The organism is Serratia sp. HRI, assembly GCF_010119335.3.
GTDB lineage: Bacteria > Pseudomonadota > Gammaproteobacteria > Enterobacterales > Enterobacteriaceae > Serratia > Serratia nevei.
Map to the genome: position 1 here is coordinate 4,577,378 of NZ_CP083690.1, position 23,195 is coordinate 4,600,572.

The 23,195-nt window shown below is 59.5% G+C and carries 26 protein-coding genes, 1 tRNA gene and 1 riboswitch; of the genes, 18 read left to right on the forward strand and 9 right to left on the reverse strand.

Translation table 11 applies throughout. The annotated features are described in order from the left end of the window. Nucleotides 1-71: 71 nt before the first annotated feature. Nucleotides 72-707: a flavodoxin family protein gene (locus tag GF111_RS21885; protein WP_147190373.1), complete on the reverse strand. Its 636-nt coding sequence runs from the start codon at nucleotides 705-707 to the stop codon at nucleotides 72-74. A 115-nt stretch (nucleotides 708-822) separates the two neighbouring features. Here GF111_RS21885 and GF111_RS21890 point away from each other — a divergent pair, with 115 nt between their 5' ends. The 3 genes from GF111_RS21890 to GF111_RS21900 all read left to right on the forward strand — a co-directional run bounded on the left by GF111_RS21890 (nucleotide 823) and on the right by GF111_RS21900 (nucleotide 2,800). Beyond that, the gene (locus GF111_RS21890) at nucleotides 823-1,719 is read left to right on the forward strand and encodes a LysR substrate-binding domain-containing protein (protein WP_047730310.1); all 897 of its coding nucleotides are present in this window, start codon (nucleotides 823-825) and stop codon (nucleotides 1,717-1,719) included. A gap of 69 nt (nucleotides 1,720-1,788) precedes the next feature. Continuing rightward, nucleotides 1,789-2,376 carry a nitroreductase family protein gene (locus tag GF111_RS21895; RefSeq protein WP_033635168.1) on the forward strand — a complete coding sequence of 196 codons (588 nt, stop codon included), beginning with the start codon at nucleotides 1,789-1,791 and terminating at the stop codon, nucleotides 2,374-2,376. Nucleotides 2,377-2,506: 130 nt separating this feature from the next. Continuing rightward, entirely contained in the window at nucleotides 2,507-2,800 is a 294-nt protein-coding gene (locus tag GF111_RS21900) for a DUF2623 family protein (protein ID WP_038878018.1), read from the forward strand. A gap of 13 nt (nucleotides 2,801-2,813) precedes the next feature. Here the strand turns inward: GF111_RS21900 and GF111_RS21905 are convergent, their stop codons facing one another. Then, nucleotides 2,814-3,383, reverse strand: a complete 570-nt coding sequence (locus GF111_RS21905; RefSeq protein WP_038878021.1) for an XRE family transcriptional regulator — start codon at nucleotides 3,381-3,383, stop codon at nucleotides 2,814-2,816. Between the two features lie 38 nt (nucleotides 3,384-3,421). Between GF111_RS21905 and GF111_RS21910 the strand changes: the two genes are divergently transcribed. Together GF111_RS21910 and GF111_RS21915 are read left to right on the forward strand one after the other, a co-directional pair. Continuing rightward, nucleotides 3,422-3,940 carry a GNAT family N-acetyltransferase gene (locus tag GF111_RS21910; RefSeq protein WP_055313291.1) on the forward strand — a complete coding sequence of 173 codons (519 nt, stop codon included), beginning with the start codon at nucleotides 3,422-3,424 and terminating at the stop codon, nucleotides 3,938-3,940. Nucleotides 3,941-3,957: 17 nt separating this feature from the next. Further along, entirely contained in the window at nucleotides 3,958-4,398 is a 441-nt protein-coding gene (locus GF111_RS21915; RefSeq protein ID WP_038878024.1) for a DMT family transporter, read from the forward strand. Between the two features lie 57 nt (nucleotides 4,399-4,455). Here GF111_RS21915 and GF111_RS21920 read toward each other — a convergent pair. Beyond that, a tRNA-Asn gene (locus GF111_RS21920) sits at nucleotides 4,456-4,531 on the reverse strand. A gap of 336 nt (nucleotides 4,532-4,867) precedes the next feature. On the opposite strand from GF111_RS21920, the gene nac reads away from it, so the two are divergent. After that, nucleotides 4,868-5,791 (forward strand): nitrogen assimilation transcriptional regulator NAC, encoded by a 924-nt coding sequence (nac, locus tag GF111_RS21925; protein ID WP_049272346.1) that lies wholly within the window; start codon nucleotides 4,868-4,870, stop codon nucleotides 5,789-5,791. Nucleotides 5,792-5,935: 144 nt separating this feature from the next. Next, nucleotides 5,936-7,141: an ISL3 family transposase gene (locus GF111_RS21930; protein WP_047730313.1), complete on the forward strand. Its 1,206-nt coding sequence runs from the start codon at nucleotides 5,936-5,938 to the stop codon at nucleotides 7,139-7,141. Between the two features lie 343 nt (nucleotides 7,142-7,484). Here GF111_RS21930 and GF111_RS21935 read toward each other — a convergent pair whose 3' ends face one another. Both GF111_RS21935 and opgB read right to left on the reverse strand, forming a co-directional pair. Then, nucleotides 7,485-8,948: an AMP nucleosidase gene (locus GF111_RS21935; protein ID WP_094460474.1), complete on the reverse strand. Its 1,464-nt coding sequence runs from the start codon at nucleotides 8,946-8,948 to the stop codon at nucleotides 7,485-7,487. Nucleotides 8,949-9,086: 138 nt separating this feature from the next. Next, nucleotides 9,087-11,390 (reverse strand): phosphatidylglycerol--membrane-oligosaccharide glycerophosphotransferase, encoded by a 2,304-nt coding sequence (gene opgB, locus GF111_RS21940; RefSeq protein WP_147190375.1) that lies wholly within the window; start codon nucleotides 11,388-11,390, stop codon nucleotides 9,087-9,089. Nucleotides 11,391-11,678: 288 nt separating this feature from the next. Here opgB and GF111_RS21945 point away from each other — a divergent pair, with 288 nt between their 5' ends. Then, nucleotides 11,679-12,419 carry a transporter substrate-binding domain-containing protein gene (locus GF111_RS21945; protein WP_049198701.1) on the forward strand — a complete coding sequence of 247 codons (741 nt, stop codon included), beginning with the start codon at nucleotides 11,679-11,681 and terminating at the stop codon, nucleotides 12,417-12,419. Here GF111_RS21945 and GF111_RS21950 read toward each other — a convergent pair whose 3' ends face one another. From GF111_RS21950 to GF111_RS21965, 4 genes are all read right to left on the reverse strand, one after another. Then, on the reverse strand, nucleotides 12,420-13,355 hold the full coding sequence (locus GF111_RS21950; protein WP_147190376.1) for an ABC transporter substrate-binding protein: 936 nt from the start codon (nucleotides 13,353-13,355) through the stop codon (nucleotides 12,420-12,422). Between the two features lie 152 nt (nucleotides 13,356-13,507). Continuing rightward, a complete protein-coding gene (locus GF111_RS21955) occupies nucleotides 13,508-14,275 on the reverse strand; it encodes an ABC transporter permease (RefSeq protein WP_060434561.1) in 768 nt (255 codons plus the stop codon). Then, nucleotides 14,272-15,012: an ABC transporter ATP-binding protein gene (locus GF111_RS21960; RefSeq protein ID WP_047730319.1), complete on the reverse strand. Its 741-nt coding sequence runs from the start codon at nucleotides 15,010-15,012 to the stop codon at nucleotides 14,272-14,274. The genes GF111_RS21955 and GF111_RS21960 overlap by 4 nt, the downstream gene beginning before the upstream one ends. Next, the gene (locus GF111_RS21965) at nucleotides 15,009-15,692 is read right to left on the reverse strand and encodes a TenA family protein (protein ID WP_047730320.1); all 684 of its coding nucleotides are present in this window, start codon (nucleotides 15,690-15,692) and stop codon (nucleotides 15,009-15,011) included. The genes GF111_RS21960 and GF111_RS21965 overlap by 4 nt, the downstream gene beginning before the upstream one ends. A 62-nt stretch (nucleotides 15,693-15,754) precedes the next feature. Next, a riboswitch (TPP riboswitch) is annotated at nucleotides 15,755-15,857 on the reverse strand. Nucleotides 15,858-16,006: 149 nt separating this feature from the next. On the opposite strand from GF111_RS21965, the gene GF111_RS21970 reads away from it, so the two are divergent. The 10 genes from GF111_RS21970 to GF111_RS22015 all read left to right on the forward strand — a co-directional run bounded on the left by GF111_RS21970 (nucleotide 16,007) and on the right by GF111_RS22015 (nucleotide 23,161). Next, a complete protein-coding gene (locus GF111_RS21970; protein WP_055313476.1) occupies nucleotides 16,007-17,029 on the forward strand; it encodes an LLM class flavin-dependent oxidoreductase in 1,023 nt (340 codons plus the stop codon). Nucleotides 17,030-17,042: 13 nt separating this feature from the next. Next, nucleotides 17,043-17,777 (forward strand): SDR family NAD(P)-dependent oxidoreductase, encoded by a 735-nt coding sequence (locus GF111_RS21975; RefSeq protein WP_055313475.1) that lies wholly within the window; start codon nucleotides 17,043-17,045, stop codon nucleotides 17,775-17,777. Nucleotides 17,778-17,903: 126 nt separating this feature from the next. Further along, nucleotides 17,904-18,878: a GlxA family transcriptional regulator gene (locus GF111_RS21980; RefSeq protein ID WP_147190378.1), complete on the forward strand. Its 975-nt coding sequence runs from the start codon at nucleotides 17,904-17,906 to the stop codon at nucleotides 18,876-18,878. Between the two features lie 77 nt (nucleotides 18,879-18,955). Continuing rightward, on the forward strand, nucleotides 18,956-19,966 hold the full coding sequence (gap, locus tag GF111_RS21985; protein WP_047730323.1) for a type I glyceraldehyde-3-phosphate dehydrogenase: 1,011 nt from the start codon (nucleotides 18,956-18,958) through the stop codon (nucleotides 19,964-19,966). Between the two features lie 456 nt (nucleotides 19,967-20,422). Next, nucleotides 20,423-21,286, forward strand: a complete 864-nt coding sequence (locus GF111_RS21990; RefSeq protein WP_001515479.1) for a DUF6387 family protein — start codon at nucleotides 20,423-20,425, stop codon at nucleotides 21,284-21,286. A gap of 187 nt (nucleotides 21,287-21,473) precedes the next feature. Next, nucleotides 21,474-21,692 (forward strand): AlpA family transcriptional regulator, encoded by a 219-nt coding sequence (locus GF111_RS21995; protein ID WP_002911792.1) that lies wholly within the window; start codon nucleotides 21,474-21,476, stop codon nucleotides 21,690-21,692. Nucleotides 21,693-21,707: 15 nt separating this feature from the next. Next, nucleotides 21,708-22,037 (forward strand): hypothetical protein, encoded by a 330-nt coding sequence (locus GF111_RS22000; protein WP_047730324.1) that lies wholly within the window; start codon nucleotides 21,708-21,710, stop codon nucleotides 22,035-22,037. Nucleotides 22,038-22,050: 13 nt separating this feature from the next. Further along, nucleotides 22,051-22,362 (forward strand): hypothetical protein, encoded by a 312-nt coding sequence (locus GF111_RS22005; protein ID WP_047730325.1) that lies wholly within the window; start codon nucleotides 22,051-22,053, stop codon nucleotides 22,360-22,362. A 78-nt stretch (nucleotides 22,363-22,440) separates the two neighbouring features. Continuing rightward, the gene (locus GF111_RS22010; protein WP_047730326.1) at nucleotides 22,441-22,731 is read left to right on the forward strand and encodes a hypothetical protein; all 291 of its coding nucleotides are present in this window, start codon (nucleotides 22,441-22,443) and stop codon (nucleotides 22,729-22,731) included. Between the two features lie 49 nt (nucleotides 22,732-22,780). Continuing rightward, complete coding sequence (locus tag GF111_RS22015; protein WP_000711007.1) at nucleotides 22,781-23,161, forward strand: hypothetical protein; 381 nt, start codon at nucleotides 22,781-22,783, stop codon at nucleotides 23,159-23,161. Nucleotides 23,162-23,195 lie beyond the last annotated feature (34 nt).

Sequence of the window (23,195 nt, forward strand, 5' to 3'; positions counted from 1 at the left end):
CGGGCCAATGGCCCGCAACAGATTGCGACAGATGCTAACGTTATGTTTGCAATTGTCGCCGCGCGCCGCGCTTACTCTTCCCAGACTTGCGTACTGCGCGGGCTGTCCATCTGATAATCCGAGTAGGGGCGAGTGAAGAACTCGCGCCCCAGTTCGCGGGCGGCCTGCAGCGGATTGCGCGGATCGCGGGCGATCTCGCCGCGCTGGTTGCCGGCGCCGTGCACCACGCCGACGAACGCGGAATGGGTGTAGCGGCTGAATTCCTGGAGCTGATGCACGATGCCCAGCGCCGCGCCGGGGTAGGTTTCTTCCGACGCCACTGCCAGCCCGATGCGTTTACCGCTCATGCGCTGGTGCACCTGTTCCGCCTGAGGGTAGGCGTTGGAATAGAAGCTGAACGAGCGATCGAAAAAGGCTTTGGTTTGCGCCGACATGCCGTACCAGTAAATCGGCGTGCAAAATACCGCGCCGTCAGCCGGCAGGAAGTGCTCCAGGAACAGCTCGGCGTAGCGATCGGCCGGCGGCGGCGTGTGGCGTTCATCGCTCAGAAAACCGCTCAGGTAATCATCGAGAAAATGCAGGCTGGCGGAAGTACCGGCTTCGGCGGCGCCCGCCAGGATCGCCTGCGCCAGCGTGGCGCTGTTGCCGTCGCGGCGCGGGCTGCCGACCAGCACTACCAGACGTTTGGATTGATGAATTTTATTCATGTCATATTCCTCGGTATGAAGTGGATTCAGTCCTACTCTAGAAACAAGTGCCGGCAGGCGACAAATGACGGCTTTTCTGCCAGGATGATTTCAACTCATCTCAAGAGGCTTCGCCATGTTTGCCATGCTGCCCGTCAACGCATTACGCACCTTTGAATCCGCCGCTCGCCTGCGCAGCTTCAAGCTGGCGGCGGCCGAGCTGACGGTGACGCCGACGGCGATTTCGCACCAGATCAAAGCGCTGGAACAGCAGTTGGGGTTTGCGCTGTTCGAGCGGGTGCCGCGCGGCGTGCGGCTGACGCCGAAAGGCGAAACGCTGTTTGCCGGGGTGCACGGCGCGCTGCTGGACGTCGCCGCCACGCTCGAGGGCCTGCGGCCGCAGCCCAGCACCGGGTCGCTGTGCGTCTCGGTCACGCACTCTTTCGCGGCGCTGTGGCTGGTGCCGCGCCTGGGACGTTTCTACCAGGCGTACCCGCACTATCTGGTGCGCCTGGAGGCCTGCGCCGAGGTGATCGATCTGCAGCAGGACGCCAGCGTGGACGTGGCGGTGCGTTACAGCCGCGCGCAGTATCCTGCGCTGCATCAGACGGCGCGGCTGGAGGAAAGCTTTGGCGTCTACGCCGCGCCGGAGCTGGCCGCCGCCGAGCCGGAAAACCCGGTGCTGATCACCGTCAAGTGGGGGGATTCGGCGCTGTACGACAGCGGCTGGCATGACTGGTGCCGGGCCGCTGGCGTAGACTGGTGGCAGCGCCATGCGGCGATGCGCAGCTATCACGAGGAGCATTACGCCCTGCAGGCGGCGGTGGCCGGGCAGGGGCTGGTGCTTGCCAGCTCGGTGATGGTGTCCGATATGGTGGACAACGGCCTGCTGGTGGCGTACCGGCCGGAGGTACGCGTACCGGGCGCCGCGTACAGCGTGCTGTGCGCGCCGGGGCGCGAGCGGCATCCGCCGGTCAGGGCATTTCTCGCCTGGCTGCAGCAGGAGCTGCCGCAGGGCAATGGCACGAAATAAAAGTTTTACCGTCCTAAGCTGTGGGAATATCAGCGAACTTTTGTTTTTACTTCACTGCGAGAACCTATCATGAGCCAGCCAAGAACCTCCGATTACCCGATTGATGCGCAATTTATCGAACGCTGGTCGCCGCGCGCGATGGCCAACGACGCCATCGACGATCAAACGCTGCTGAGCTTTTTTGAAGCGGCGCGCTGGTCGCCATCGGCCTACAACATTCAGCCGTGGCGCTTTGCCTACAGCAAGCACGGTTCTGACAGCTGGGAGAACTACCTGGAATTCCTGATCGACTTCAACCGCGGCTGGGCGCAGCACGCCTCGGCGCTGGTGGTGATCGTCTCCAAAACCACCAGCCTGAACGGCGAACGGCTGGTGGACAACCCGACCCACGCGTTCGATACCGGCGCCGCCTGGGCTAGCCTGGCGCATCAGGCGCACCTGAAAGGCTGGTTGACCCACTGCATGAGCGGCATTCACCACGACAAGATTAAGGCGGCGCTGCAGCTGCCGGACGACTATGCGGTGCACGCCATGGTGGCGATCGGCAAACCGGGCGACAAGGCCCGCCTGCCGGATTTCCTGCAGGAAAAAGAGGCGCCGTCGGGCCGTCTGCCGCTGGGCAAGACCGTCAGCGAAGGGCTGAATTTCACGCTGTGATTGCCCGCCTTCCCTCAGGCCCGCTTGGCGGGCCTTTTTTATGCGGCGAGTAAAACTTAGGGAGTATGTTCTCGTTCGTTTATTCGCTGTATGTTTTGTTATATAGCGATGGTGTGATGAGGAGGAAACCGTGGGTGACCATTTTGGCAAGGGGCTGTTGGCGGGGCTAAAGGCGGAGAACCTGAAGCCGGAGACGGAGCTGTCGCGCTTTTGCTCCGACTACAAGCGCGGCTTTGTGCTCGGCTATGCGCACCATTTGGCGCAGCGCTGCGGCGACGAGAACCGGGCGGCGTTCGAAGCCGGGCAGCTGAGCCGCGCCTATGGCCTCGGCAGCGAGCCGATGAGCGAGTTCTTTTCCGGCGGCGACAGCCGGCTGGCGGAGAAGTTTTTCCGCGCCGGCTATAACCGGCCGACGCAGGGCTAGCGCGGGCGGGGCGTCAGGCGGCGCTCAGCACCGCCACCATATACACGCACGGTTGGTCGCTCTGGTTTTCAAAGCGGCAGTCCGCCGGTGGGCCGAGCTCCAGGCAGTCTCCCTCGGCCATGTCATGGCGCGCGTCACCTTCCACAAAGACCAACTCGCCGGATAAGACCCAGATCAGCTGGCGCTTGAAGGCATACACCGAGGCCGGCATCGGGATCGTCGCGCCGGCCGGCAGTTCGATACGCACCAGATCGAGCGGCAGATCGGTGCGCGGCGAAACGTGGCGCCGCACGTAGCCGCTCTCCGGATCGACCCAGACCGGTTGATCTTCCCGGCGCAGCAGCCGGCCTTCCTGCGTTTCCGCCCGAGCGATGAGCTTGGACATGCTGAGGCCGAACGCCCCCGCCAGCCTGCCCAGCAGCATCGCCGTCGGGCTGCTCTCGCCGCGCTCGATCTTATGAACCATCGCCCGTGAGACGCCCGCCTGCTCGGCCAGATCGGACAGCGACCAGTGGCGCGCCTCGCGTTCAATGCGAATGCGTGCGCCGATCAGCTGATTTAGATTGTCTAATTTAATATTCATATCGTAGTATTATAGTGGACAATTGGCCGGGGTAAACCATGATTATACGAAATGCGACGCTTAACGATAGCGCGGCGATTGCCGCCATCTATAACGACGCGGTGTTGAACAGCACCGCCATCTGGAATGAACAAACGGTGGATGCGGCCAATCGCGCGGCGTGGATCGGCGAACGGCAGGCGGCGGGCTACCCGGTGCTGGTGGCGGTGAACGGCGCGGACGAGGCGATCGGCTACGCGTCGTTCGGCGACTGGCGCGCCTGGGACGGCTATCGCCATACCGTAGAACACTCGGTGTATGTCCATCAGGCGCATCGCGGTGAAGGGATTGGCAAAGCGCTGTTGATCGCCCTGATCGCACGGGCGCGGGAGATCGGCAAGCATGTGATGGTGGCCGGCATCGAATCCGGTAATCAGGCCTCCATTCAGCTGCACCTGGCGCTCGGGTTCCGCGAGGTGGGGCGCATGGAGCAGGTGGGCGCCAAATTTGGCCAATGGCTGGATCTGACTTTCCTGCAGCTGACGCTCGACGAGCGGGCGGCACCGCCGGCGCGCTGATCCCGGGAGACAGGGCGATGAATATGCTATTGCTGCTGATTGCGGCGGGAATGGGGCTGGTGGTGCAGAATCTGCTGATGGTGCGCATGACCGAAAGCGTCTCGACCATCCTTATCACGCTGGTGATCAATTCCAGCGTCGGTTTGCTGCTGCTGGTGGGGTTGCTGCTGGCCAAAAACGGCCTCGGCGCGGTAGCGGAAGTGACCGGCGCCGCCAGGTGGTGGATGCTGCTGCCGGGGCTGCTGGGATCGCTGTTCGTGTTTGCCGGTATCCTGGGCTACCAAAAACTGGGCGCGGCGGCCACCATCTCGATCCTGGTCGCCAGCCAGCTGTGCATGGGGCTGCTGGTGGACGTCTACCGCGCCGGCCCGGCGGCGCTGCGCGAGAATCTGCCGGCGCTGTTCGGCGCCCTGCTGCTGGTGGCGGGCGCCTATCTGGTGGCGAAACGCAGCTTTTGACGGCGGCTGAAAGGCAAAAAGCCCGCTCGGGTTTCCCTGAGCGGGCTTCTCTAAATATGGCTCCTCTGACTGGACTCGAACCAGTGACATACGGATTAACAGTCCGCCGTTCTACCGACTGAACTACAGAGGAATCGTGTGAACGGGGCGAATAATAGCGGGGCGGTTGCGGCTTGTAAAGCGCGAAAACACCCGATGCGCCCGTTTGCTGCAAGATTGCCCAACCTGCTGCTTTTTCTCGCTTTTGTCGCTTATCCCGCGCGCAGTGCCCCCGGATGGCCCGTTGTTCGGGCCGTTGCTTGCCTGTGGTGCAACGTCTGCCCTGCGCTGTGGCGCTCGCCGCCCGACGAACGGCCGTTGACCGCCTTATATCCCGCCTCCGTGGCCGTTTACCGACTCTGGCCCGGATCTTGCTGCGGTGCCTGACCGGATTTCGGCATTCTCAATTTAGCGGCTCGCTGGAGGCACTATGAATTTCAGACGTCTGAAGTACTTCGTGAAAATCGTTGATATCGGCAGCCTGACCCAGGCGGCGGAGGTGTTGCACATCGCCCAGCCGGCGCTCAGCCAGCAGCTGGCGACGCTGGAGGGGGAGCTGAAACAACAGTTGCTGATCCGCACCAAGCGCGGCGTACAGCCGACCGAGGCCGGCAATATTCTCTATGCCCACGCGCAGACCATTCTGCGCCAGTGCGAGCAGGCGCAGAGTGCGGTCAACAGCGCCGGGCAGGCGATGAGCGGCCAGGTGTCTCTCGGGTTGGCGTCAGGCAGCACGGCGGCGCAGCTGGCGCTGCCGCTGCTGCAGAGCCTGCGCGATCAGCAGCCGGGCATCCTGCTCAGCCTGCATGAGAACAGCGGCGCGGCGCTGGCCGGGCAGGTGGCTAACCAGACGTTGGACATGGCGATGGTCTACGGCGCCAAAATGCCCGCCGGGCTGCACGCCATCGCCTTGATGCGGGAAGATCTCTATCTGGTGGCGACGCGTGCGGTGCCGCATCCCGGCAACAGCGTCGAGCTGCTGGACGTGGCGCGGCTGAACCTGTTCCTGCCGCGCGAGGGCGATGCGGTACGCAATCAGCTGGAAGAGGCGATGGCGCTGCGCAAGCTGGCGATCAACGTGGTGGGGGAGATCGAATCCTCGGGCGCGCTGAGCGCCGCAATCGCCGGCGGGCTGGGGGCGACCGTGCTGCCGGAATCGGTGGCGCGCGCGATGATCGGCCCGGCCAAGGCCTGGATGGCGCGCATCAATGCGCCGACGATGTCTGTGCCGCTGGCGCTGTGCATGTCGGGCCAACAGGCGCTGTCCGCCCCGGCTCTGCTGGTCAAAGACATGCTGCTGTCGATCGCCGGCGGCCGCAGCCAGGAGAAACGCGCGCTGGCGCTGGTGCGTTGAGGATAAAAATTACTGGTCAATTAAGCTTGATCGGCAATTTTTAGGTTCATCGCGCTTTAGCGTGAACCAATAGAAAACGGCAGTCAGAACGTTTAGGTTTGTATTCGCCAAAACACACCCTAAACTTTCAAAACTGCCGTCACTATGAATGCTAACCTTTGCTCCCTATTCTGGGAAGGCTTTATCGTCAATTCCTTCTCGCATCCTTCTGCCAACTCCCTGCTTATCCAGCTCCAGCCTGATTCTGCCGTCCCCCCCTGTTGCCGGCGCTGTGAACGGCAGGTTCCTGTTGTGCATGATGTTTCCTTCCGCCGAGTGCGTGAACGCCAGCTGCTCGATTGGGTCGTCTGGCTCAACGTCCCCGTCCGGCGCCTGTGTTGCCCCCATTGCGGGGTCACCACCGAAAAAATCAGCTGGTTGCCTGAACGCCAGAGATATACCACGACGCTATCCGTATGGGTTGAGTCACTGGTCCGTTTACTGCCGATTAAGCACGTTGCACAACTCACCGGCCTGCACTGGCATACGGTCAAGAATATCGACTACCGGCGTCTGCTGCGGGAACGGACAGAGCCGCAGCGCCATACCCTCCGCCGTCTGGTGATGGATGAGTTCGCCCTGTTCAAAGGACATCGTTATGCCACCGTGGTGATGGATGCGGATACGCAACAGGTGTTGTGGGTGGGCGAAGGCCGCAGCAGAGCGGCCTTCCGCCCCTTCTTCGTCTGGCTGGGCGCTGAAGGCTGTGCCGCTATCCAGTCTGTCGCCATGGATATGAATACGGCGTTAGACCTGGAGGTCAGGCATCACTGCCCGCAGGCGGAAGTGGTCTATGACTTGTTCCATGTGGTGGCAAAGTATGGCCGGGAGGTTATCGACCGGGTCCGCGTCGACCAGGCCAATCAACTCCGTGATAACCCAAAATCGCGTCAGGTCATCAAACGCAGCCGCTGGCTGCTGCTGCGCAACCCCGAAAACCTGCCCGAAGGGCATGAGGTAAAGCTCACGGAGTTGCTGGAGGCGAATCAGCCGTTGAATGTGGTCTGGCTGATGAAAACGACGCTGAAAGAACTGTGGTACGCCCCGAGTGAACAAGAGGCGCAGAGACGCTGGACAAGCTGGTACAGGCAGTCTCAGGAAAGCGGAATCAAGGCGTTGCAACACTTCGCCGAGAAACTGAAAGGGTATGTCGGTGGCATCATCGCGAGTGCCAGACACAGGTTGAATACCAGCGTGCTGGAAGGGATGAACAATAAGATAAAAGTGATGAAGCGGATGGCCTATGGATACCGGGATAACGCTTACTTCTTCCTGAAAATCAAAGCAGCGTTCCCCGGTAAAGCGCGATGAACCAATTTTTATCCCACCTGAGTGCGTTGTGTGCAGCTTTAATCGGCAGTTGGTGATGTGCGTCAGGGCCAACTCCCGAATTTCTGCCATCGGGAAAGTGTTCCTCACTGTTTGATGTTAACTGCTTAAAAGACAATGAAAATGGCGGAGGGAGGGCAGTTGGCAAAGCCAACCGTCTGATTGGGCAAAGGCGCGGGTTGCAAGGGGCCGCGCTTACGGCCCCTTGTTCGGTCGAGGCACATGAGTTTCATGGCGCAACTTTTATTTATCGACCGAAACTCCACGAACAACTTCATAAGAACGCTAACTGGCAAACATTACGCCGCAGCGGGCCTGAGAACCGTTACCGGAACGGCGGTTCGTTGAAGGTGCGCAGCTTGCGCGAGTGCAGGCGATCGCCCTCGGCGCGCAGCAGATCGATGGCGCAGATGCCGATCTGCAGGTGCTCGGAGATCGCCCCTTCATAGAAGCGGTTGGCCTGGCCCGGCAGTTTTATTTCGCCGTGCAGCGGTTTGTCGGAGACGCACAGCAGCGTGCCGTACGGCACCCGGAAGCGGTAACCCTGGGCGGCGATGGTGGCGCTCTCCATGTCGACCGCCACCGCGCGGCTGAGGTTGAAGCGCCGCGCCGAAGCGGAATAGCGCAGCTCCCAGTTGCGATCGTCGGTGGTGACCACGGTGCCGGTGCGCAGGCGCTGTTTGACCTCTTCGCCGGGCATGCCGCTGACCATCTTGGTGGCGTCGTACAGGGCGCGCTGCACCTCGGCGATGCTCGGGATCGGGATATCCGGCGGCAGCACCGCATCCAGTACGTGATCGTCGCGCAGATAGGCGTGGGCCAGCACATAATCGCCTATCGACTGGCTCTCGCGCAGGCCGCCGCAGTGGCCGATCATCAGCCAGGCGCTCGGGCGCAGCACCGCCAGGTGATCGCAGATAGTCTTGGCGTTGGACGGGCCGACGCCGATGTTGATCAGCGTGATGCCCTGGCCGGTGCGTGAAATCAGGTGATAGGCCGGCATCTGGTGATTTTTCCATGCCAGATCGGATACCGCCTGCTCCGGAGCGTTGGTTTCCGGCGTGATATAGGTGCCGCCGGCGCTGGAGAGCGCGATGTACGGGCTGGCCGGATCGGCGATCTGGGCGCAGGCCCAGCGCACGAACTCATCCACATAGCGGGTGTAGTTGGTGAACAGCACGAACGGCTGGAAGTGTTCCACCGGCGTGCCGGTGTAGTGCCGCAGCCGCGCCAGCGAGAAATCCGCGCGCAGCGCATCGAAATGCGACAGCGGGAAATGGTTGTCGGTGGTGTGATATAGGCCGTCGGCGGTTTCGTCACCGATCTGCGCCAGCTCGGTGGTGGGGAAATGCTGAGCGATGCCGGCGCTCATCGAGCGATCGAGCGCCAGGCTGGAGCCGTCGATCACGTAAGGGAACGGGATCTCCTGCTGCGACGGCGCCACTTCGATATGGGCGGCGTAATCGTGCTCCAGCATCGCCAACTGTTCGGCCAGATAGTGGCGGAACAGCTGCGGCCGGGTCACGGTGGTGCTGTAGCTGCCGGGATGGGTGAAGCGGCCGAAGGCGCGGGTTTTGCTCGGGCCGGATTGCTGCCCGTCCCAGCTGACGCGCAGTTCGGGATACACGAACAGCCCGGCGGCGCGCGCCTGCGCATCCGGCAGCGTGCCGTGGCTGATAAAGTCGCCGACCGCCTGACGCAGCGCGTCTACCGCGGCGTCATACAGGGCTTCCAGTTGATCGAGTGCCTGATCGGCGCTGAGGCCGCTGCGAGGTGGGGCATAGCTCATACTTTCTCCTTGGATGTCCCGGCTCTGTGGCGGGGTTGCGGCGTTTTACCGTCACAGGTTAGCCGAAGAAGGGCGTAAAAGCTTGGCCGAAATGACGGGCGCGGCAAAGAAAATACCGCGTCCGTGAAGGCGTGGGGATCAGGAGGCGGGGGCGGCCGCTTCGACCTTCAGCGACACCAGGCCGATGCCCAGCTTCTTCGGCGTAAAGCCGCCGCTGGCGCTCTCTTTCGGCTCGGTCGGCGCCGGCGGGGTAATGCTGATCTTCTGCGCGCCGCGCGGGTTGTCGAAGCGCAGGGTGACGGTGCTGTCCTGTTCACCGAGCGACACGAAACGCTCTTCGTCGCCGACGCGCACCGAAATCGGTTCGCCGACGTTATTGCCGTAGGCGCGGGCGCGCAGCACCAGATCGAAGCGCTTCGGCAGCGGATCGACGTAATCGATGTCGACCGCCGGCGCCAGGTTGGCGTCGGACCAGCGGCCCCACTCCTCGACGCCGGAAACGCCGGTGATGGCCTTCACCTGTTCCGGCATGCCGGGCAGCATGAACTCGATGCTGTCCGCCCGGTACTTCATCGCCGCGTCGTCCACCTGCAGGCGAGCGACGGCGTTTTGATAATCGGCGACGCTGTCCGCCGCCGGGGCGGTAAAGCTCACCTTGCCGCGGAAGCGATCGCCGCCGGCCTGCACGATCTGCGGCGGCGAGACCAGGGTGCCGGAGGCCACGCAGATGTCGGTGCTCAGCGCCAGCTGTGGCGCCCAGACCCGGCCGATCTCGTAGCATTTATCGACCCAGACGAATTTCTCCCCCGCCCCCAGCCCGGCCAGCTGCTTGCGCAGCGGGGTGGAAAGGTAGACGTTGAACATCGGTTCGATGCGGTTATCGCCCACCCGCAGAATGAACGGCACCTTGTAGGTGACGCCGGAGAAGCTGAAGCTGCGCCGGCGCGTATCCACGCTGTAGTCGCTGATGCGGTTCGGCAGGCCCCACTGGTTGATCACCGCCGGTTTCCAGCCGTTGATCTTCTCTTCGATGTTCAGGAACACCGTAGACAGCGACGGCGCCGACAGGCTGCTGCGGCCGAGGCCGATGTAGTTGTCGCCGCCCATCACGTCCAGCACCGTGGCGCCGTTGTCCAGCGTGCTGCGCTTCTCGTTGCGCTGTTCCGCCAGCGGCCGGGTGCCGTCGATGATGAAGAACAGGTTGCGGCGCTTCTGTTTGGTCAGGATATCGTAGGCGGTGTTGTTCATCGCCAGATGATCGGAGGACACCACGATCACGGTGTTGCTGAAATAGGGCGAGCGTTTGATCTTGTCGATCAGCGCGGCGATGTGTTGCTGGCTGCAGGCCACCGCGCTCAGCGAGCGGTTTTCTTTATTCTGCCAGGCGTAACTCTTTTTGCTGCAGCCGGCGGAGATAAAGCCGTCCGGGTGATGGGTGTCGACGGTCAGGGTGAACAGCGAGAAGGGTTGGCGCTGTTTGGACAGCTCGACGAACTTGCCGTACACCACGTCCAGCACGCTGTCGTCGTACCAGCCCCAGTCGTTTTTGTAGCTCGGATCGGCGACCTGTTCGCGCAGCTCTTTGAAGCCGTAAACGTGGTCGAAGCCGTGGGATTTCAGGAAGGTGTCTTTACCGGCGAACGCCAGCTCGGCGCCCTGATAGAAATAGTTGCTGTAGCCGGCGGCCTTCAGCACGTCGCCCAGGCAGACATTCTCCGGGTAGAAGGTGGAGACCGCGCTGGAGGCGTTGCCGTCGAAAGGTGCGAACAGCGGAATGCCGCACTGCGAGGCGACCATGCCGGCGATGGTATAACCGGTGCCCGGCAGCTGCTGGGTGTTGCTGAAATCGATGCTGTCCGTGCGCAGGGCGTTCAGCTCGTCGGCCAGGCCGGGAAACAGCTCGGTATCGAAGTAGGTGCGCTCCAGGCTCTCGGCATAGATGTACACCAGGTTCGGCCGTTTGCCCTGCACGGTCTTTTTCGGCGCCTTGTAGTAGGTGGTGAAATCGGCGGTATCGCCGACGATCTGGCTCTTGACCAGCAGCGAGATGTCCTGAAACGCCGGGGTGGTACCGACCGAAAACAGCGCAAGCAGCACGGCGACGACGCTGTAGGCCACGCTGCTGCCTTTGGCCTTGCGGCGCAGCAGGCTGCGGGCCAGCACCGCGAAGATAAGCCCCAACGCCGCCAGCAGGCCGATAAACGGCAGCACGTATTTGCTGATGCCCGCGCCTTTGAGGCTGCTGGTGACGGTGTAAATCACCGCGTCGGTGATGCCGTCGCCGGTGAAGTAGTTGCTGGCGATCAGGATGACGTTCAGCACCAGATAGCTGCCGAGCAGCGTCAGCAGAATAGCGAACCACCAGCGGTTGGCGGCGGCCCGGGTGCGATAAATCAAAATCGACGCCAAAAAGAGAACAAACGAAACGACTGCTAAAACCATCCGCCAAACCTTGTCTGATTGAAATAAAACCGTTGCTGCCCTGGTTTGCGCCGCCGAGCGTGCCGCGGCGCGAAAAGTGAAGGGTATAGCCTATTGCCGGCGGCGGAACAACGCGCGATCTCCCGCTACGGCCGACGAGCGGCGGCTATTGTACATTTTTATGACAATAGTGTGACGCTAATCACGCCGACGGCGGCCTCGGTGGCGAAAGCTTGCTGGTCGGAGGTTTCGCTCTACGCTTAGTGAGCGCCACGACGGTGCGCCCATCAGCCCCATTCAGGAGGAAGTATGCAGACGATTCCCGCCGCGGTACTCGACGATCTGGCCCCGCAAGGCGTATTGCGCGCGGCGATCAACTACGGCAATCCGGTGCTGGCGCAGGCCGGGGCCGGCGGCAAACCGCAGGGCGCTTCGGTGGAGCTGGCCGCCGCGCTGGCCCAGGAGCTGGGCGTGGCGCTCGAACTGGTCACCTATGACGCGGCGGGTAAGGTGTTCGCCGATCTGGACAGCGGCGCCTGGAACCTGGCGTTTATGGCCATCGAGCCGGTGCGCGCGGCGCAGATCGCCTTCAGCGAGCCCTACGTGATCATCGAGGGAACCTATCTGGTGGCGAACGACGCGCCTTACTTTGAGGTGGCGCAGCTTGACAGGCCGGAGGTGCGCATCGCGGTCGGCCAGGGGGCGGCGTACGATCTGTTTTTATCGCGCACGCTGCAGCAGGCGCAGCTGGTGCGGGCGGCAACCTCCGCCGAGGCGATCGCGCTGTTTTTCGAACGGGGGCTGGAGGCGGCGGCCGGCGTGCGCCAGCCGCTGTTGGCCGCCGCGGCCGCCCATCCCGGCTACCGGGTGCTGGAGGGGCATTTCACCGCCATCCGCCAGGCGATGGCGGTGCCGCGGCAAAAAACGCAGGGCGCCGCCTACGTGAACGATTTTATCGAGCGCTGCAAAGCCAACGGGTTGGTGAAGGCGGCCTTGCAGCGCAGCGGCCAGGGCGAGGTGACGGTGGCGCCGCCGGCCGCCTCGGCGTGATCAGTCCAGCTCCACCGCGTACCGTTCCACCGGGGTGATTTTCTTGATCAGCTTGTTGTCGAACAGGAACTGTTCGTAAGCCTGGTAGCGTGCCCGATCCAGCTTGGCCGGATCGCGCGCGAACAGCGGCAGGCTGGCTTGCCAAGCCTGTTTGTTCAGCTCGGTATTCAGCTCCGGGTGCGCCTTGGCGAACGCCAGCCAGGTGTCCTGCGGGTGCGCATGCAGGTAGTCGCTGCCTTGCTTCAGCGCGGCGAGGAACTTGCGAATTTTCGGCTCGTTCACCGCATCGCGGTGGGCGACGATGATCAGCTCGTCGTAGGCCGGCACGCCGAAATCTTCGACGTTGAACACCACCGGCGTCTTGCCCTGCAGCTTCAGCTCCAGCGCTTCGATGTTGCGGTAGCCGCCGATCACCGCATCGACCTGGCCCGCCAGCAGGGCGCTGGTCAGCTGGAAGTTGACGTTGATGAGCTTGATGTCCTGCGGCTTGAGGTGCTCGTGTTCGACCATGGTGGCCAGCGTCGCCTGTTCGATGCCGCTGACCGAGTAACCCACCGTTTTGCCCTTGAGATCCGCCGGCGACGTGATGTTTTTATCCAGTGCGATCACCGTATTCAACGGCGTGTTGATCAGCGAGCCGACGCGCATCAGCGGCAGGCCCTGATCGGCGAAGAAATGCAGCTGCGGCTGATAGGTGATGGCGAGGTCGGCCTGTTTGGCGGCCACCAGCCGCGGCGGCAGCGCCGGATCGGACGGCGGCACGATCTTGACGTCCAGCCCTGCGGCCTTGAAGGCGCCGATCTGCTCGGCCACCATAATCGGCGCGTGATCGGGGTTGATGTACCAGTCGAGCACCAGCGTCAGCTTTTCGGCCGCGCCGGCCTGGCCAGCCAGAGCGGCGCTGAGCAGCAGCCCGCAGAGGGTCTTTTTAATCATGGTTGGTTCCTTATTATTCAAAGGTTATACCCTAAATAGTTCGAGTTGCAGGAAGGCGGCAACTGAGCGAGTCCCGATGAGCTTACTTAAGTAAGTGATTCGGGTGAGCAAAGGCAGCCAACACACCTGTAACTTGAAATATGACGGGTATATCAGTCGTTTTCCGGTGCCCAGGCGATCAGGCGCCGCAGCAGCGCATCCACCGCAGCCCACAGCAGCACGGTCATCAGCACCAAAATAAACAGCGCGGCGAAGCAGACGTCGGTCTGCATGCGCGCGTTGGCGTTCAGCATCACGTAGCCCAGCCCTTCGGCCGAGCCGACCCATTCGCCGATGATGGCGCCGATCGGCGCGACGGCGGCGGCCATGCGCAGGCCGGAGCCGAAGGCCGGCAGCGCCGCCATCAGCCGCACGTGCCGCAGCTGCGCCCAGCGCGAAGCGCGCATCGTGCGCGCCAGATCGAGATAGTCGTTGTTGACCCGGCGCAGCCCGTCGAAAAAGGCCGACACCACCGGAAAGAAGATCACCAGCACCGCCATCGCCACCTTGGCGCTCATGCCGAAGCCGAACCACAGCACCAGCAGCGGGGCCAGGGCGAACACCGGTATCGCCTGGCTGGTGAGCACCAGCGGCATCAGCCAGCGCTGCAGGCGCGGCGAGAAGATCATGCACAGCGCCAGCGCCGCGCCGAGCAAGACACCCAGCGCCAGCCCGCTGACGATCTCCGATGCGGTGACCAGCGTGTGCCAGGCGAGATAGCCGCGCCCGTCCCACAGCGCCTGCGCCACCGCGCCCGGCGTGGGCAGCAGAAAGGCCGGAATGCCGCTTTGCGCCGCCAGCCACCACAGCAGCAGCAGGCCGGCAAACACCGTCAGCCCACGCCGCAGGCGGGTAAGCCCACGCTCTTTGGGAATATTCATTGCGCGGCCCTCACCAGCTGTTGCAGCAGTTCGGCCTGGCTTCTCAGCAGGTCGGCGTCATCCGGCGCGCGCGGCGGTTGCCCGCTGATGCGGTGGGTATCGTCGAGGCCCAGCGGCCAGGGCGACAGCACCAGCAGCCGGTGGCTCAGTCGGCAGGCCTCCATCGGATCGTGGGTGATCAGCAGCACGGTGTTTTGCGCCAGCAATTCGGCGGCCAGGCTCTGGATCTCGGCGCGGGTAATGGCGTCCAGCGCGGAAAAGGGTTCGTCCATCAGTACGATCGGCTGGCGTTCGTAGAGCGTGCGGGCGATGGCGGCGCGCTGGCGCATGCCGCCGGACAGCGCGGCGGGCAGGCTGCGGCCATGCGCGGCCAGGCCCACGCGCTCCAGCAGGTGCGCCACCCACGCCCGGTCCGGCGTTTCGCCGCGCAGCCGCGAGCCGAGGGCGACGTTCTCTTCGACGGTCAGCCAGGGGTAGAGCAGGTCTTTTTGCCCCATGTAGGCGATGCGCCCGGCGATCGGCAAACCGTCGCTGCCGGTCACCGTGCCCGAGGTAGCCCGTTCCAGGCCGGCGATGATCTTCAGCAGGCTGGTTTTGCCGGCGCCGCTGGCGCCGAGCAGGGCGACGAAGCTGCCGCCGGCGATGTCGAAGCTCAGCCGGTCGAAGACGATTTGCTGACCGAAACGCAGGCTGAGATCCCGCACCTGGATGCCGGGCGGGAGAAGCGGGGAGGTCATGAGGCGTTCAGCCCCATCTGCCAAAATGCCGATTCCAACTGGGTGGCGGTGGTGAAAATCTGCGCCAGCTCGGTGAAGCGGCCTGGTGCGCCGCGCTGGTGGCCGACGGTCTCGAGCAGCTCGATGGCGGCACGCACGCCGGCCAGATAGCCCTCTTCGCCGTAGTTGCGGATCCAGGAGGCGTAAGGATTGCCCTCCATCTTGGTGGCGGGATCGTGCAGCAGCCGCAGGCCGATTTCGGCATAGCCGGCCACGCAGGGCAGCAGGCCGGCCAGCAGATCGAGGGCGTCGCCGGCATGGCCGATATCCAGTACGTAGCGAGTGTAGTTCATGGTCTCCGCCGCTTCCGGCTGGGCGGCGATCTGCGCTTCGCTCAGCCCCCATTCGGCGCAGTAGGCCACGTGCAGCGGCAGTTCGGCGACGATGCCGTTGAGCGACGCCGTGGCGGCACGCATTTCCGGCAGGGTGCGCAGCTTGCTGACCAGCAGCGCGTAGGCGCGGGCGAAGTGCAGCAGGAACAGGTAGTCCTGGGTCAGGTAGCGGCGAAAAGCGCGTTCGGGCAAGGTGCCGGCGGCCAGCTGCTGCAGAAACGGGTGATCGACGTAGTCCTGCCAGTGGCTGCCGGCTTGTTGGCGCAGCCGGCCGTAAAGACCGCTTTCGAACAGGGTGGTGATGGACATGGGACCTCCTTGAGTCAGTGGAGATCCGGGCACGCTGGGGTATGAACAGGCAACGGGTGAGAGCGTTGTTGCCTAACCGTCCCTTCGCTGGCATGACCCAGATCAGGTTCAAAGGGTTCGGCTTGCGCCATCTCAGCCCGTAACAGGACACCCCTCGGAGCTGCTTGTTATACGACATTTGTTTTTTGATTACAATCGCCGGGCGGCGCGGTGGCAATCGGTTCGTTTAGTGCGATCGGGGGCGATTTTGCTGGCGCAAAGCGCGCGATTTTTGTCACTGTAGGCCCATGTTTTGCCTTTGAGGACGATGCCCGATGAAAAAGATTGGTTTTCTCTCGTTTGGCCACTGGTCGCCTTCCGCCCAGTCCGGCACCCGTTCCGCGGCGGATGCGCTGTTGCAGTCCATCGATCTGGCGGTCGCCGCCGAAGATCTGGGGGCGGACGGCGCCTATTTTCGCGTACACCACTTTGCACGCCAGTTGGGGTCGCCGTTCCCGCTGCTGGCCGCCATCGGCGCCAAAACCCAACGCATCGAGATCGGCACCGGCGTGATCGACATGCGTTATGAAAATCCGCTGTACATGGTGGAAGACGCCGGCGCGGCGGATCTGATCGCCGGCGGGCGGCTGCAGCTCGGCATCAGCCGCGGCTCGCCGGAGCAGGTGATCGACGGCTGGCGCTATTTCGGCTATGCCCCGGCCGACGGCGAGAGCGACGCGGACATGGCCCGCCGCCATACCGAAGTGTTCCTGGAAGCGCTGCGTGGCGAAGGGTTCGCCGAGCCCAATCCACAGCCGATGTTCCCGAATCCGCCCGGGCTGCTGCGGCCGGAGCCGTTTTCCGCCGGGCTGCGCGATCGCATCTGGTGGGGCGCCGGTTCCAACGCCACCGCCGTCTGGGCGGCGAAGCTGGGCATGCACCTGCAAAGCTCGACGCTCAAGAACGACGAGACCGGCGAACCCTTCCACATCCAGCAGGCCAAGCAGATCCGCGCCTACCGAGCCGCCTGGCAAGAGGCCGGCCACGCGCATGAGCCGCGGGTTTCCGTGAGCCGCAGCATCTTCGCGCTGGTGGATCAGCGGGATCGCAACTACTTCGGCGGCGGTGGCAAGGAGGGCGATCAGCTCGGATATATCGACGCGCAGACCCGGGCGATCTTCGGCCGCAGCTATGCCGCCGAGCCGGACGTGCTGATCGAGCAGCTGGCGCAGGACGAGGCCATCGCCGAAGCGGATACGCTGCTGCTGACCGTGCCTAACCAGCTGGGCGTGGATTACAACGCCCACGTCATCGAGTCGATTTTAACCCATGTTGCGCCGGCGCTCGGCTGGCGCTAAACGGAGGAGTGGCATGTCACGCATTTTCATTACCGGTTCGGTAGACGGGCTGGGCCGCGCCGCCGCGCAAACGCTGTTGGACGAAGGGCATCAGGTGATTTTGCATGCGCGTGAGCCCGGCCGTTTGGACGCGGTGCGCGATCTGCTGGATCGCGGTGCGCAGGCGGCGATTGGCGATCTGTCCGATGTGCAGCAGATCCGGCAGCTTGCCGAGCAGGTCAACCGCCTCGGCCGCCCGGACGCGGTGATCCACAACGCCGGTATGTTTACCGGGCCGCAGGTGATGCCGGTGAACGTGATTGCGCCCTACTTGCTGACGGCCCTGATCGAACGCCCCAAGCGTATCGTCTACCTGAGCAGCAGTATGCATTTTGACGGCGTGCCGGAACTGAACGGCGTGGATTGGCTCGGCGGCGCAGCGGGTTCCTATTCGGACAGCAAGCTGTTCGTCACCGCGCTGGCCGCCGCCGTGGCGCGCCTGTGGCCTGACGTGATCAGCAGCGCGGTCGATCCCGGCTGGGTGCCGACCAAAATGGGCGGCGCGGATGCGCCCGACGATCTGGCGCTGGGGCATGTGACGCAGGCGTGGTTGGTGACCAGCGATGAGCCGCAGGCCCTGGCGTCCGGCGGCTATTGGCACCATCAGCAACGGTTCGATCCCCACGCGGCGGTACACGACGAGGCGTTTCAAACGGCGCTGCTGGCGCAGTTGGCGCGCGCCGGCGGGGTGAACCTGCCGCAGGCTTGAGGGCAGTGCTTTGTTGGCCCGTCGGCGCTTGCCGGCGGGCTTTTTTATGCCCGCAGGGTGAACCGGCGGCGCTTTTCTTATACAGTGGCTGTCTGTCCTGTTTTGCTCGTTCTTCTTATTATCGCCATGCATACATTCCTGATTATCGTCCCTGAAGGGGGCATGCTGTTCGAAGCGGCGGGTATCGCCGATATCCTGATGCAGGCTAACCGTCTGAGCCCTGCCGAAGCGCCGCTGTATCAGATCGCGGTCGCCACCACGCAATCCCATCGGGTGGTGCACGGTCTGTCAGGCCTGAGCCTGTTGGCCGACCATCGCCTGGCGGATCTCGATCCGCTCCTGCCGCGCGATACCGTCATTGTCGCCGGCAAGGGGGCGACCGAAGAAGAGGGGGCCGTGGTGGCGGATTGGCTGCGTCGCGCGGCCCCGCAGGCGCGCCGTATTGCCTCCGTTTGCGGCGGGGCTCTGCTGCTGGCCGAAGCCGGATTGCTGGACGGGCGGCGGGCGACTACCCACTGGCGGCTGGCGGAAACGCTGCAGGCACGCTTCCCGCGGGTGCAGGTCGAGAACGGCCCGATCTACGTGCAGGACGGGCCGATTTGGACCTCCGGCGGCGTCAGTTCCGGCTTCGACCTGACGTTGGCGTTGGTGGAGGACGACTACGGCTTCGTGCAGGCGCGCGAAGTGGCGCAGGATCTGGTGATGTTTCTGCGTCGCCCCGGCGGGCAGGCGCAGTTCAGCCGCTACCCGCTCAACCAGGCCAAATCGCCGGGCCCGATCCGCGATCTGCAGTCCTGGATCCTGGAAAACCTCGCTGACGATCTCAGCGTCGATCGGTTGGCCGAACGCGTGGCGATGAGCCCGCGCAACTTTACCCGGGTGTTCACCCGCGAGACGGGCATTTCTCCCGCCAAATTCGTCGAAGAAGGGCGGCTGCATACCGCCAGACAGCGCCTTGAGCAGAGCGCGGAGGGCATCGAACAGATCGCGCTGGCCACCGGCTTCGGCAACGGCCTTAACCTGCGGCGGGTGTTTGAGCGCAAACTGCAGCTGACCCCGAGTGAATACCGCGAACGCTTCCATGCGCGCAATTTGGCGTAAATTGATCGGTAAACGTCATTTACGCCGCCTCGGGGCAAGGCTAGATTTGAGGCAAAGCCCAAAACGAGGAGAGCATCATGGTGAAAGTAGGCATTAACGGCTTCGGCAGGATCGGGCGCAATGTGCTGCGCGCGGCGCTGGGGCGCAGCGATTTTGAAGTGGTGGCGATCAACGATCTGACGGACAGCAAGACGCTGGCGCACCTGCTGAAATACGACACGCTTTCCGGCACGCTGGCGGCCAGGGTGGAAGCCGGCGACAACCAGCTGCTGCTGGACGGCCGGCCGATCCAGGTGTTTTCGCAGCGCGATCCCGCCGCGATCCCCTGGAGCAGCGTGGGCGTGGACGTGGTGATCGAAGCGACGGGCTTCTTTACCGATAAAGCCAAGGCGGAAGTGCACATCACGCACGGCGGCGCCAAGCGGGTGATTATCTCGGCGCCGGCCAAGAACGACGACATCACCATCGTCATGGGGGTTAACGACCAGCTCTACGATCCGGCGCTGCATAAAGTGGTCAGCAACGGCAGCTGTACTACCAACGGGCTGGCGCCCGCCGCGCAGGTGTTGCATCAGGCCTTCGGCATTGAATACGGGCTGATGAACACCACTCACGCCTACACCAATAGCCAGGCGCTGCACGATCAGCCGGAAAAAGATTTGCGCGGCGCGCGGGCGGCGGCAGAGTCGATCGTGCCTTACTCCAGCGGCGCGGCCAAGGCGCTCGGCAAGGTGATCCCGGATCTCGACGGCCGCCTGACCGGTTACTCGCTGCGGGTGCCGGTGCCGGTGGTTTCCATCGTCGATCTGACAGTGACGCTGAAACGCCCGGCGACGGCGGAGGAGATTAACGCCGCTTTCCGCGCGGCGGCGGCGTCCGGCCCGCTGAAAGGGATCTTGGGGTACAGCGATGAACCGCTGGTGTCGAGCGACTATCGGGGCGACGCGCGTTCGTCGATTATCGATGGTTTGTCTACGCTGGTCATCGGCGGCAACCTGGTGAAAGTGCTCGCCTGGTATGACAACGAGTGGGGCTTCTCCAACCGCTTGGTCGATTTGGCGCTGCTGATGGAACAACGCGGGCTGTAAATGCCCCATAGCAAAAAGCCCGCTTAAGTTTCCTTAAACGGGCTTCTCTAAATATGGCTCCTCTGACTGGACTCGAACTTCATCTACATCTCCTGTTATTACTGCCTTTGTTAAATATAGCCATATTTTTACCAACATATTTACCATCATTATTGTTTTCTTGTGGTGAAAATGTCAATTAAAAACAATTGGTTGTTGTCATAATCATCTGACTATACGTATCTAAATTTTCTTTCATTATCAACATGATGTTGTCGTTATTTTTTATAAAATAAATGATGAAAAACAATTGGTTATTTTTTATTAAATTAATCATTTTTAGTCAAGGTGAAAGCACTGACCTCCAAGGTCACTTACTGTGCTCACACCATTTTGAAAACCCACTCCTCTTTTCCACTTTCTCTATCATGTTGAATGGGCTAACGTTTAGGAAACACAAAAGCAATCGGTAGAACAATGACTACACAAAAGGAAATGGAAGAAATCAGGGCAGCGTTATCTTGGTTTGATGTACGCCGATATGATGGCCTGAAAGACCTCACCTTAGAACAAATCTATGCAGAGCTTGAAAGACGGATGTTGGCTTACAAAACAAGACAACAATGGGAAACAGCAGGCAAAGATAATCAAATGCAAGCGATATACCATGATGCCACAATCCGATGTGGTGATGTGATACTTAAATCAGACTGGATTTCAGACAATCACAGACTGTCGCATAGCTATGCTGTAAGACCAATGACCAGAGTTCAATTGTTCAACTATGGGCGGGCTATGTATCGGCTGGAGACTTCAGAGCAAACAGACCCTGTTGCAGTGAGTTCCGACTACATCTCTGAGTATCTGAAACAAGGAGGCATGAACCCTGCTAACAAGATGCTGATTGAAATTGACTTGGAAGAAGCCAGCAGTGACGATCTCGCAGAACATCTGAAAGTACTGATTGCTCTATGGCAAAAGCACCTGAAAACGCCTAAACCCCCGAAACGAAAATTTAGGTTTGGTCATAAGACCTTTGAAAGAATACTTGATTACAAAGTCATCCCTTTGATGGATTTGATCTCATGGGAACAGCTCTACAACGAAGGTAAGAACATACCTTTCACCATTTTAGCTGACATCCTGCATGGTAATAATGGGGTCAGAAGTAGTGAGAACATCAAAGATACTGATTATGATTACGCGAAAAGTTATCTTGATAACGATGAGTACTTCAAGGTTTTAAATGATTTCTATATTAAAAACAATATGTTGAAGGATTGGGGAATCGTTGATGTGATAACACTTAACGATAAATCCTCGGATAAAAACAAAAAGTAAACACAAGGGATGTTCACAACCTGCGAACATCCCTAAAAAGCGTATCCCTCCAAAAATTTCCGCGAAACTCACGGTTGGTGAACATCCCTAGTTTAGAACCAGCCAAAATCCTAGAATTATCTCCATCGAACAACATACTAAAAAACGAAATATCCAAGATATTACGTAAAAAAAACAGGAGATAAACATGGTTCAAAACAAAACAGATAAAACTTTAAAACTTATTCGCTTATCAGAAGTAATAAGGAAAACCGGGTTCGGCAAGACGTGGATTTATAAACTTATCAGCGCGGGGAAATTCCCCAAACAAATAAAAATCGGTGAAAGAGCTGTTGCTTTCATTGAAAGCGAAGTTGATGAGTGGATTTATAAAGCTATAACCGCTTCTCGTAATACATCTAACTAATAAAAGGAAAATAACATGAAAAATATAAATGTGCCTGAAATATCATTTATCTTTGATAATGATAAAACTGAAGTTTTCTCAAGAATGGCAATGGATAACTTAGCTCTTTATGTGGAAAACATGTTTAAGATAATGGGTGATCAATTTGAACGTCATCTTTATGATAAAGAATATATGAATATGGTTATGGATCATATTATTTATATCACAAAACCAGACTTCCTCAAGTGGTTGAGAGACAATAATGTTGGGGAATGTATTTTTTTGATTGATGAAGTTATGGAAGATTTAAAATACTCTTATAGAGAGTTCAAAAAAATCTATCCTAAACTTGGCATTAAATAAAGAGGAAGAAATCATGAATAAAGATCTGAAAAAAGAAGCAAACAAGATATTACTGCATTTATCTAAACAATGCTTTGAATTGCGTGTGAGTTCTATTATTCAGAACCATCCTGAACAAGTAGAACAACTCAAGCATGAAGAAGCTTTTATGATGAATACTTATAAGGAGAGTATTAAAGTAGCAAAACAGATGTTCCCTAAAGTCGTAAGGAATACATTCTTTGATGTAAAGTTAACAACAAGACTCATTGATAACGATTTTATATTGAAAGCATTAAAGGCATTTCATAAAGAAATGGATTTTATGAAAGATTCTCAAAAGTAGTTTTTTGTTTTAGCCCCGTATTCAGGGGCTGAAAATAAGAGTAAGTTAAAATATATCATGTAAAGATGAGGAGTAATCATGATTAAAAATATTGAAAGTAAAAATACATCTACTGAGTTGTTCTATGATCTTGCAAAGCGTTCTTTTGAAGCGAGCTGGAAAACAATGCAGGATATGTGTAGTGACAGCATTTCGCATCTTGTCGATGATGCTGATTTTATGAGTGCATTTATAAGGATAACGATTAATCATGTTTGTCATAACTATGACAAGTTAACCGCGCAGGAAGGCCATCATGGGAATATTGAAGAGGTTAACTACGAAGAAGTAGCAGAACGGCTTGTACGTAATGCTTGGGTGTTTTGTTAATATTAACTGTTTTTTTATTAAATACTAAAAATCAAAAAAGAGGATACAAATGAAGAAAGATAATCTGAGTAAAAAAGATGAAACGATGATATTCGCCATTTCAGCAACGCTAATGTTGTATGTGGACAGGATATACAGCATGGCAAGTGTAAACAAAGATGATGCAATGATTTATGTAAATGATGAAGATGTTGTTGAGTTTGCACTACGAATCCACATGAAGGAAGTATTAACTGAGTTTGAGTATTACAAGGCTGCTTATGGTACAGGAAAGGAAAAGTATGAATATATAAATATAACAGAGCTATTAAAAAGGGTGATGTTTTTTCATGATTTATATGTCAAGGATATGTTGATAAGAAATATAGAGTCGGGACGATCTTTTGATGATTATAGTGTTTTGGACTGGGATATGGACATAAATAGATAATATCAGTAATGTTATTCAGAGGGATACATGAGTA

What these genes read in the sequence shown, in the direction of transcription:
- GF111_RS21960 (WP_047730319.1), bottom strand. Translation starts at nt 15,012, where the DNA reads ATGACCTCCCCGCTTCTCCCGCCCGGCATCCAGGTGCGGGATCTCAGC.
- nac (WP_049272346.1), top strand. Translation starts at nt 4,868, where the DNA reads ATGAATTTCAGACGTCTGAAGTACTTCGTGAAAATCGTTGATATCGGC.
- GF111_RS21965 (WP_047730320.1), bottom strand. Translation starts at nt 15,692, where the DNA reads ATGTCCATCACCACCCTGTTCGAAAGCGGTCTTTACGGCCGGCTGCGC.
- GF111_RS21895 (WP_033635168.1), top strand. Translation starts at nt 1,789, where the DNA reads ATGAGCCAGCCAAGAACCTCCGATTACCCGATTGATGCGCAATTTATC.
- GF111_RS21970 (WP_055313476.1), top strand. Translation starts at nt 16,007, where the DNA reads ATGAAAAAGATTGGTTTTCTCTCGTTTGGCCACTGGTCGCCTTCCGCC.
- GF111_RS21945 (WP_049198701.1), top strand. Translation starts at nt 11,679, where the DNA reads ATGCAGACGATTCCCGCCGCGGTACTCGACGATCTGGCCCCGCAAGGC.
- GF111_RS21910 (WP_055313291.1), top strand. Translation starts at nt 3,422, where the DNA reads ATGATTATACGAAATGCGACGCTTAACGATAGCGCGGCGATTGCCGCC.
- GF111_RS21990 (WP_001515479.1), top strand. Translation starts at nt 20,423, where the DNA reads ATGACTACACAAAAGGAAATGGAAGAAATCAGGGCAGCGTTATCTTGG.
- GF111_RS21930 (WP_047730313.1), top strand. Translation starts at nt 5,936, where the DNA reads ATGAATGCTAACCTTTGCTCCCTATTCTGGGAAGGCTTTATCGTCAAT.
- GF111_RS22005 (WP_047730325.1), top strand. Translation starts at nt 22,051, where the DNA reads ATGAATAAAGATCTGAAAAAAGAAGCAAACAAGATATTACTGCATTTA.
- GF111_RS21890 (WP_047730310.1), top strand. Translation starts at nt 823, where the DNA reads ATGTTTGCCATGCTGCCCGTCAACGCATTACGCACCTTTGAATCCGCC.
- GF111_RS22010 (WP_047730326.1), top strand. Translation starts at nt 22,441, where the DNA reads ATGATTAAAAATATTGAAAGTAAAAATACATCTACTGAGTTGTTCTAT.
- GF111_RS21935 (WP_094460474.1), bottom strand. Translation starts at nt 8,948, where the DNA reads ATGAGCTATGCCCCACCTCGCAGCGGCCTCAGCGCCGATCAGGCACTC.
- GF111_RS21975 (WP_055313475.1), top strand. Translation starts at nt 17,043, where the DNA reads ATGTCACGCATTTTCATTACCGGTTCGGTAGACGGGCTGGGCCGCGCC.
- GF111_RS21885 (WP_147190373.1), bottom strand. Translation starts at nt 707, where the DNA reads ATGAATAAAATTCATCAATCCAAACGTCTGGTAGTGCTGGTCGGCAGC.
- gap (WP_047730323.1), top strand. Translation starts at nt 18,956, where the DNA reads ATGGTGAAAGTAGGCATTAACGGCTTCGGCAGGATCGGGCGCAATGTG.
- GF111_RS21950 (WP_147190376.1), bottom strand. Translation starts at nt 13,355, where the DNA reads ATGATTAAAAAGACCCTCTGCGGGCTGCTGCTCAGCGCCGCTCTGGCT.
- GF111_RS21980 (WP_147190378.1), top strand. Translation starts at nt 17,904, where the DNA reads ATGCATACATTCCTGATTATCGTCCCTGAAGGGGGCATGCTGTTCGAA.
- GF111_RS21915 (WP_038878024.1), top strand. Translation starts at nt 3,958, where the DNA reads ATGAATATGCTATTGCTGCTGATTGCGGCGGGAATGGGGCTGGTGGTG.
- GF111_RS22000 (WP_047730324.1), top strand. Translation starts at nt 21,708, where the DNA reads ATGAAAAATATAAATGTGCCTGAAATATCATTTATCTTTGATAATGAT.
- GF111_RS21995 (WP_002911792.1), top strand. Translation starts at nt 21,474, where the DNA reads ATGGTTCAAAACAAAACAGATAAAACTTTAAAACTTATTCGCTTATCA.
- GF111_RS21955 (WP_060434561.1), bottom strand. Translation starts at nt 14,275, where the DNA reads ATGAATATTCCCAAAGAGCGTGGGCTTACCCGCCTGCGGCGTGGGCTG.
- GF111_RS22015 (WP_000711007.1), top strand. Translation starts at nt 22,781, where the DNA reads ATGAAGAAAGATAATCTGAGTAAAAAAGATGAAACGATGATATTCGCC.
- GF111_RS21905 (WP_038878021.1), bottom strand. Translation starts at nt 3,383, where the DNA reads ATGAATATTAAATTAGACAATCTAAATCAGCTGATCGGCGCACGCATT.
- opgB (WP_147190375.1), bottom strand. Translation starts at nt 11,390, where the DNA reads ATGGTTTTAGCAGTCGTTTCGTTTGTTCTCTTTTTGGCGTCGATTTTG.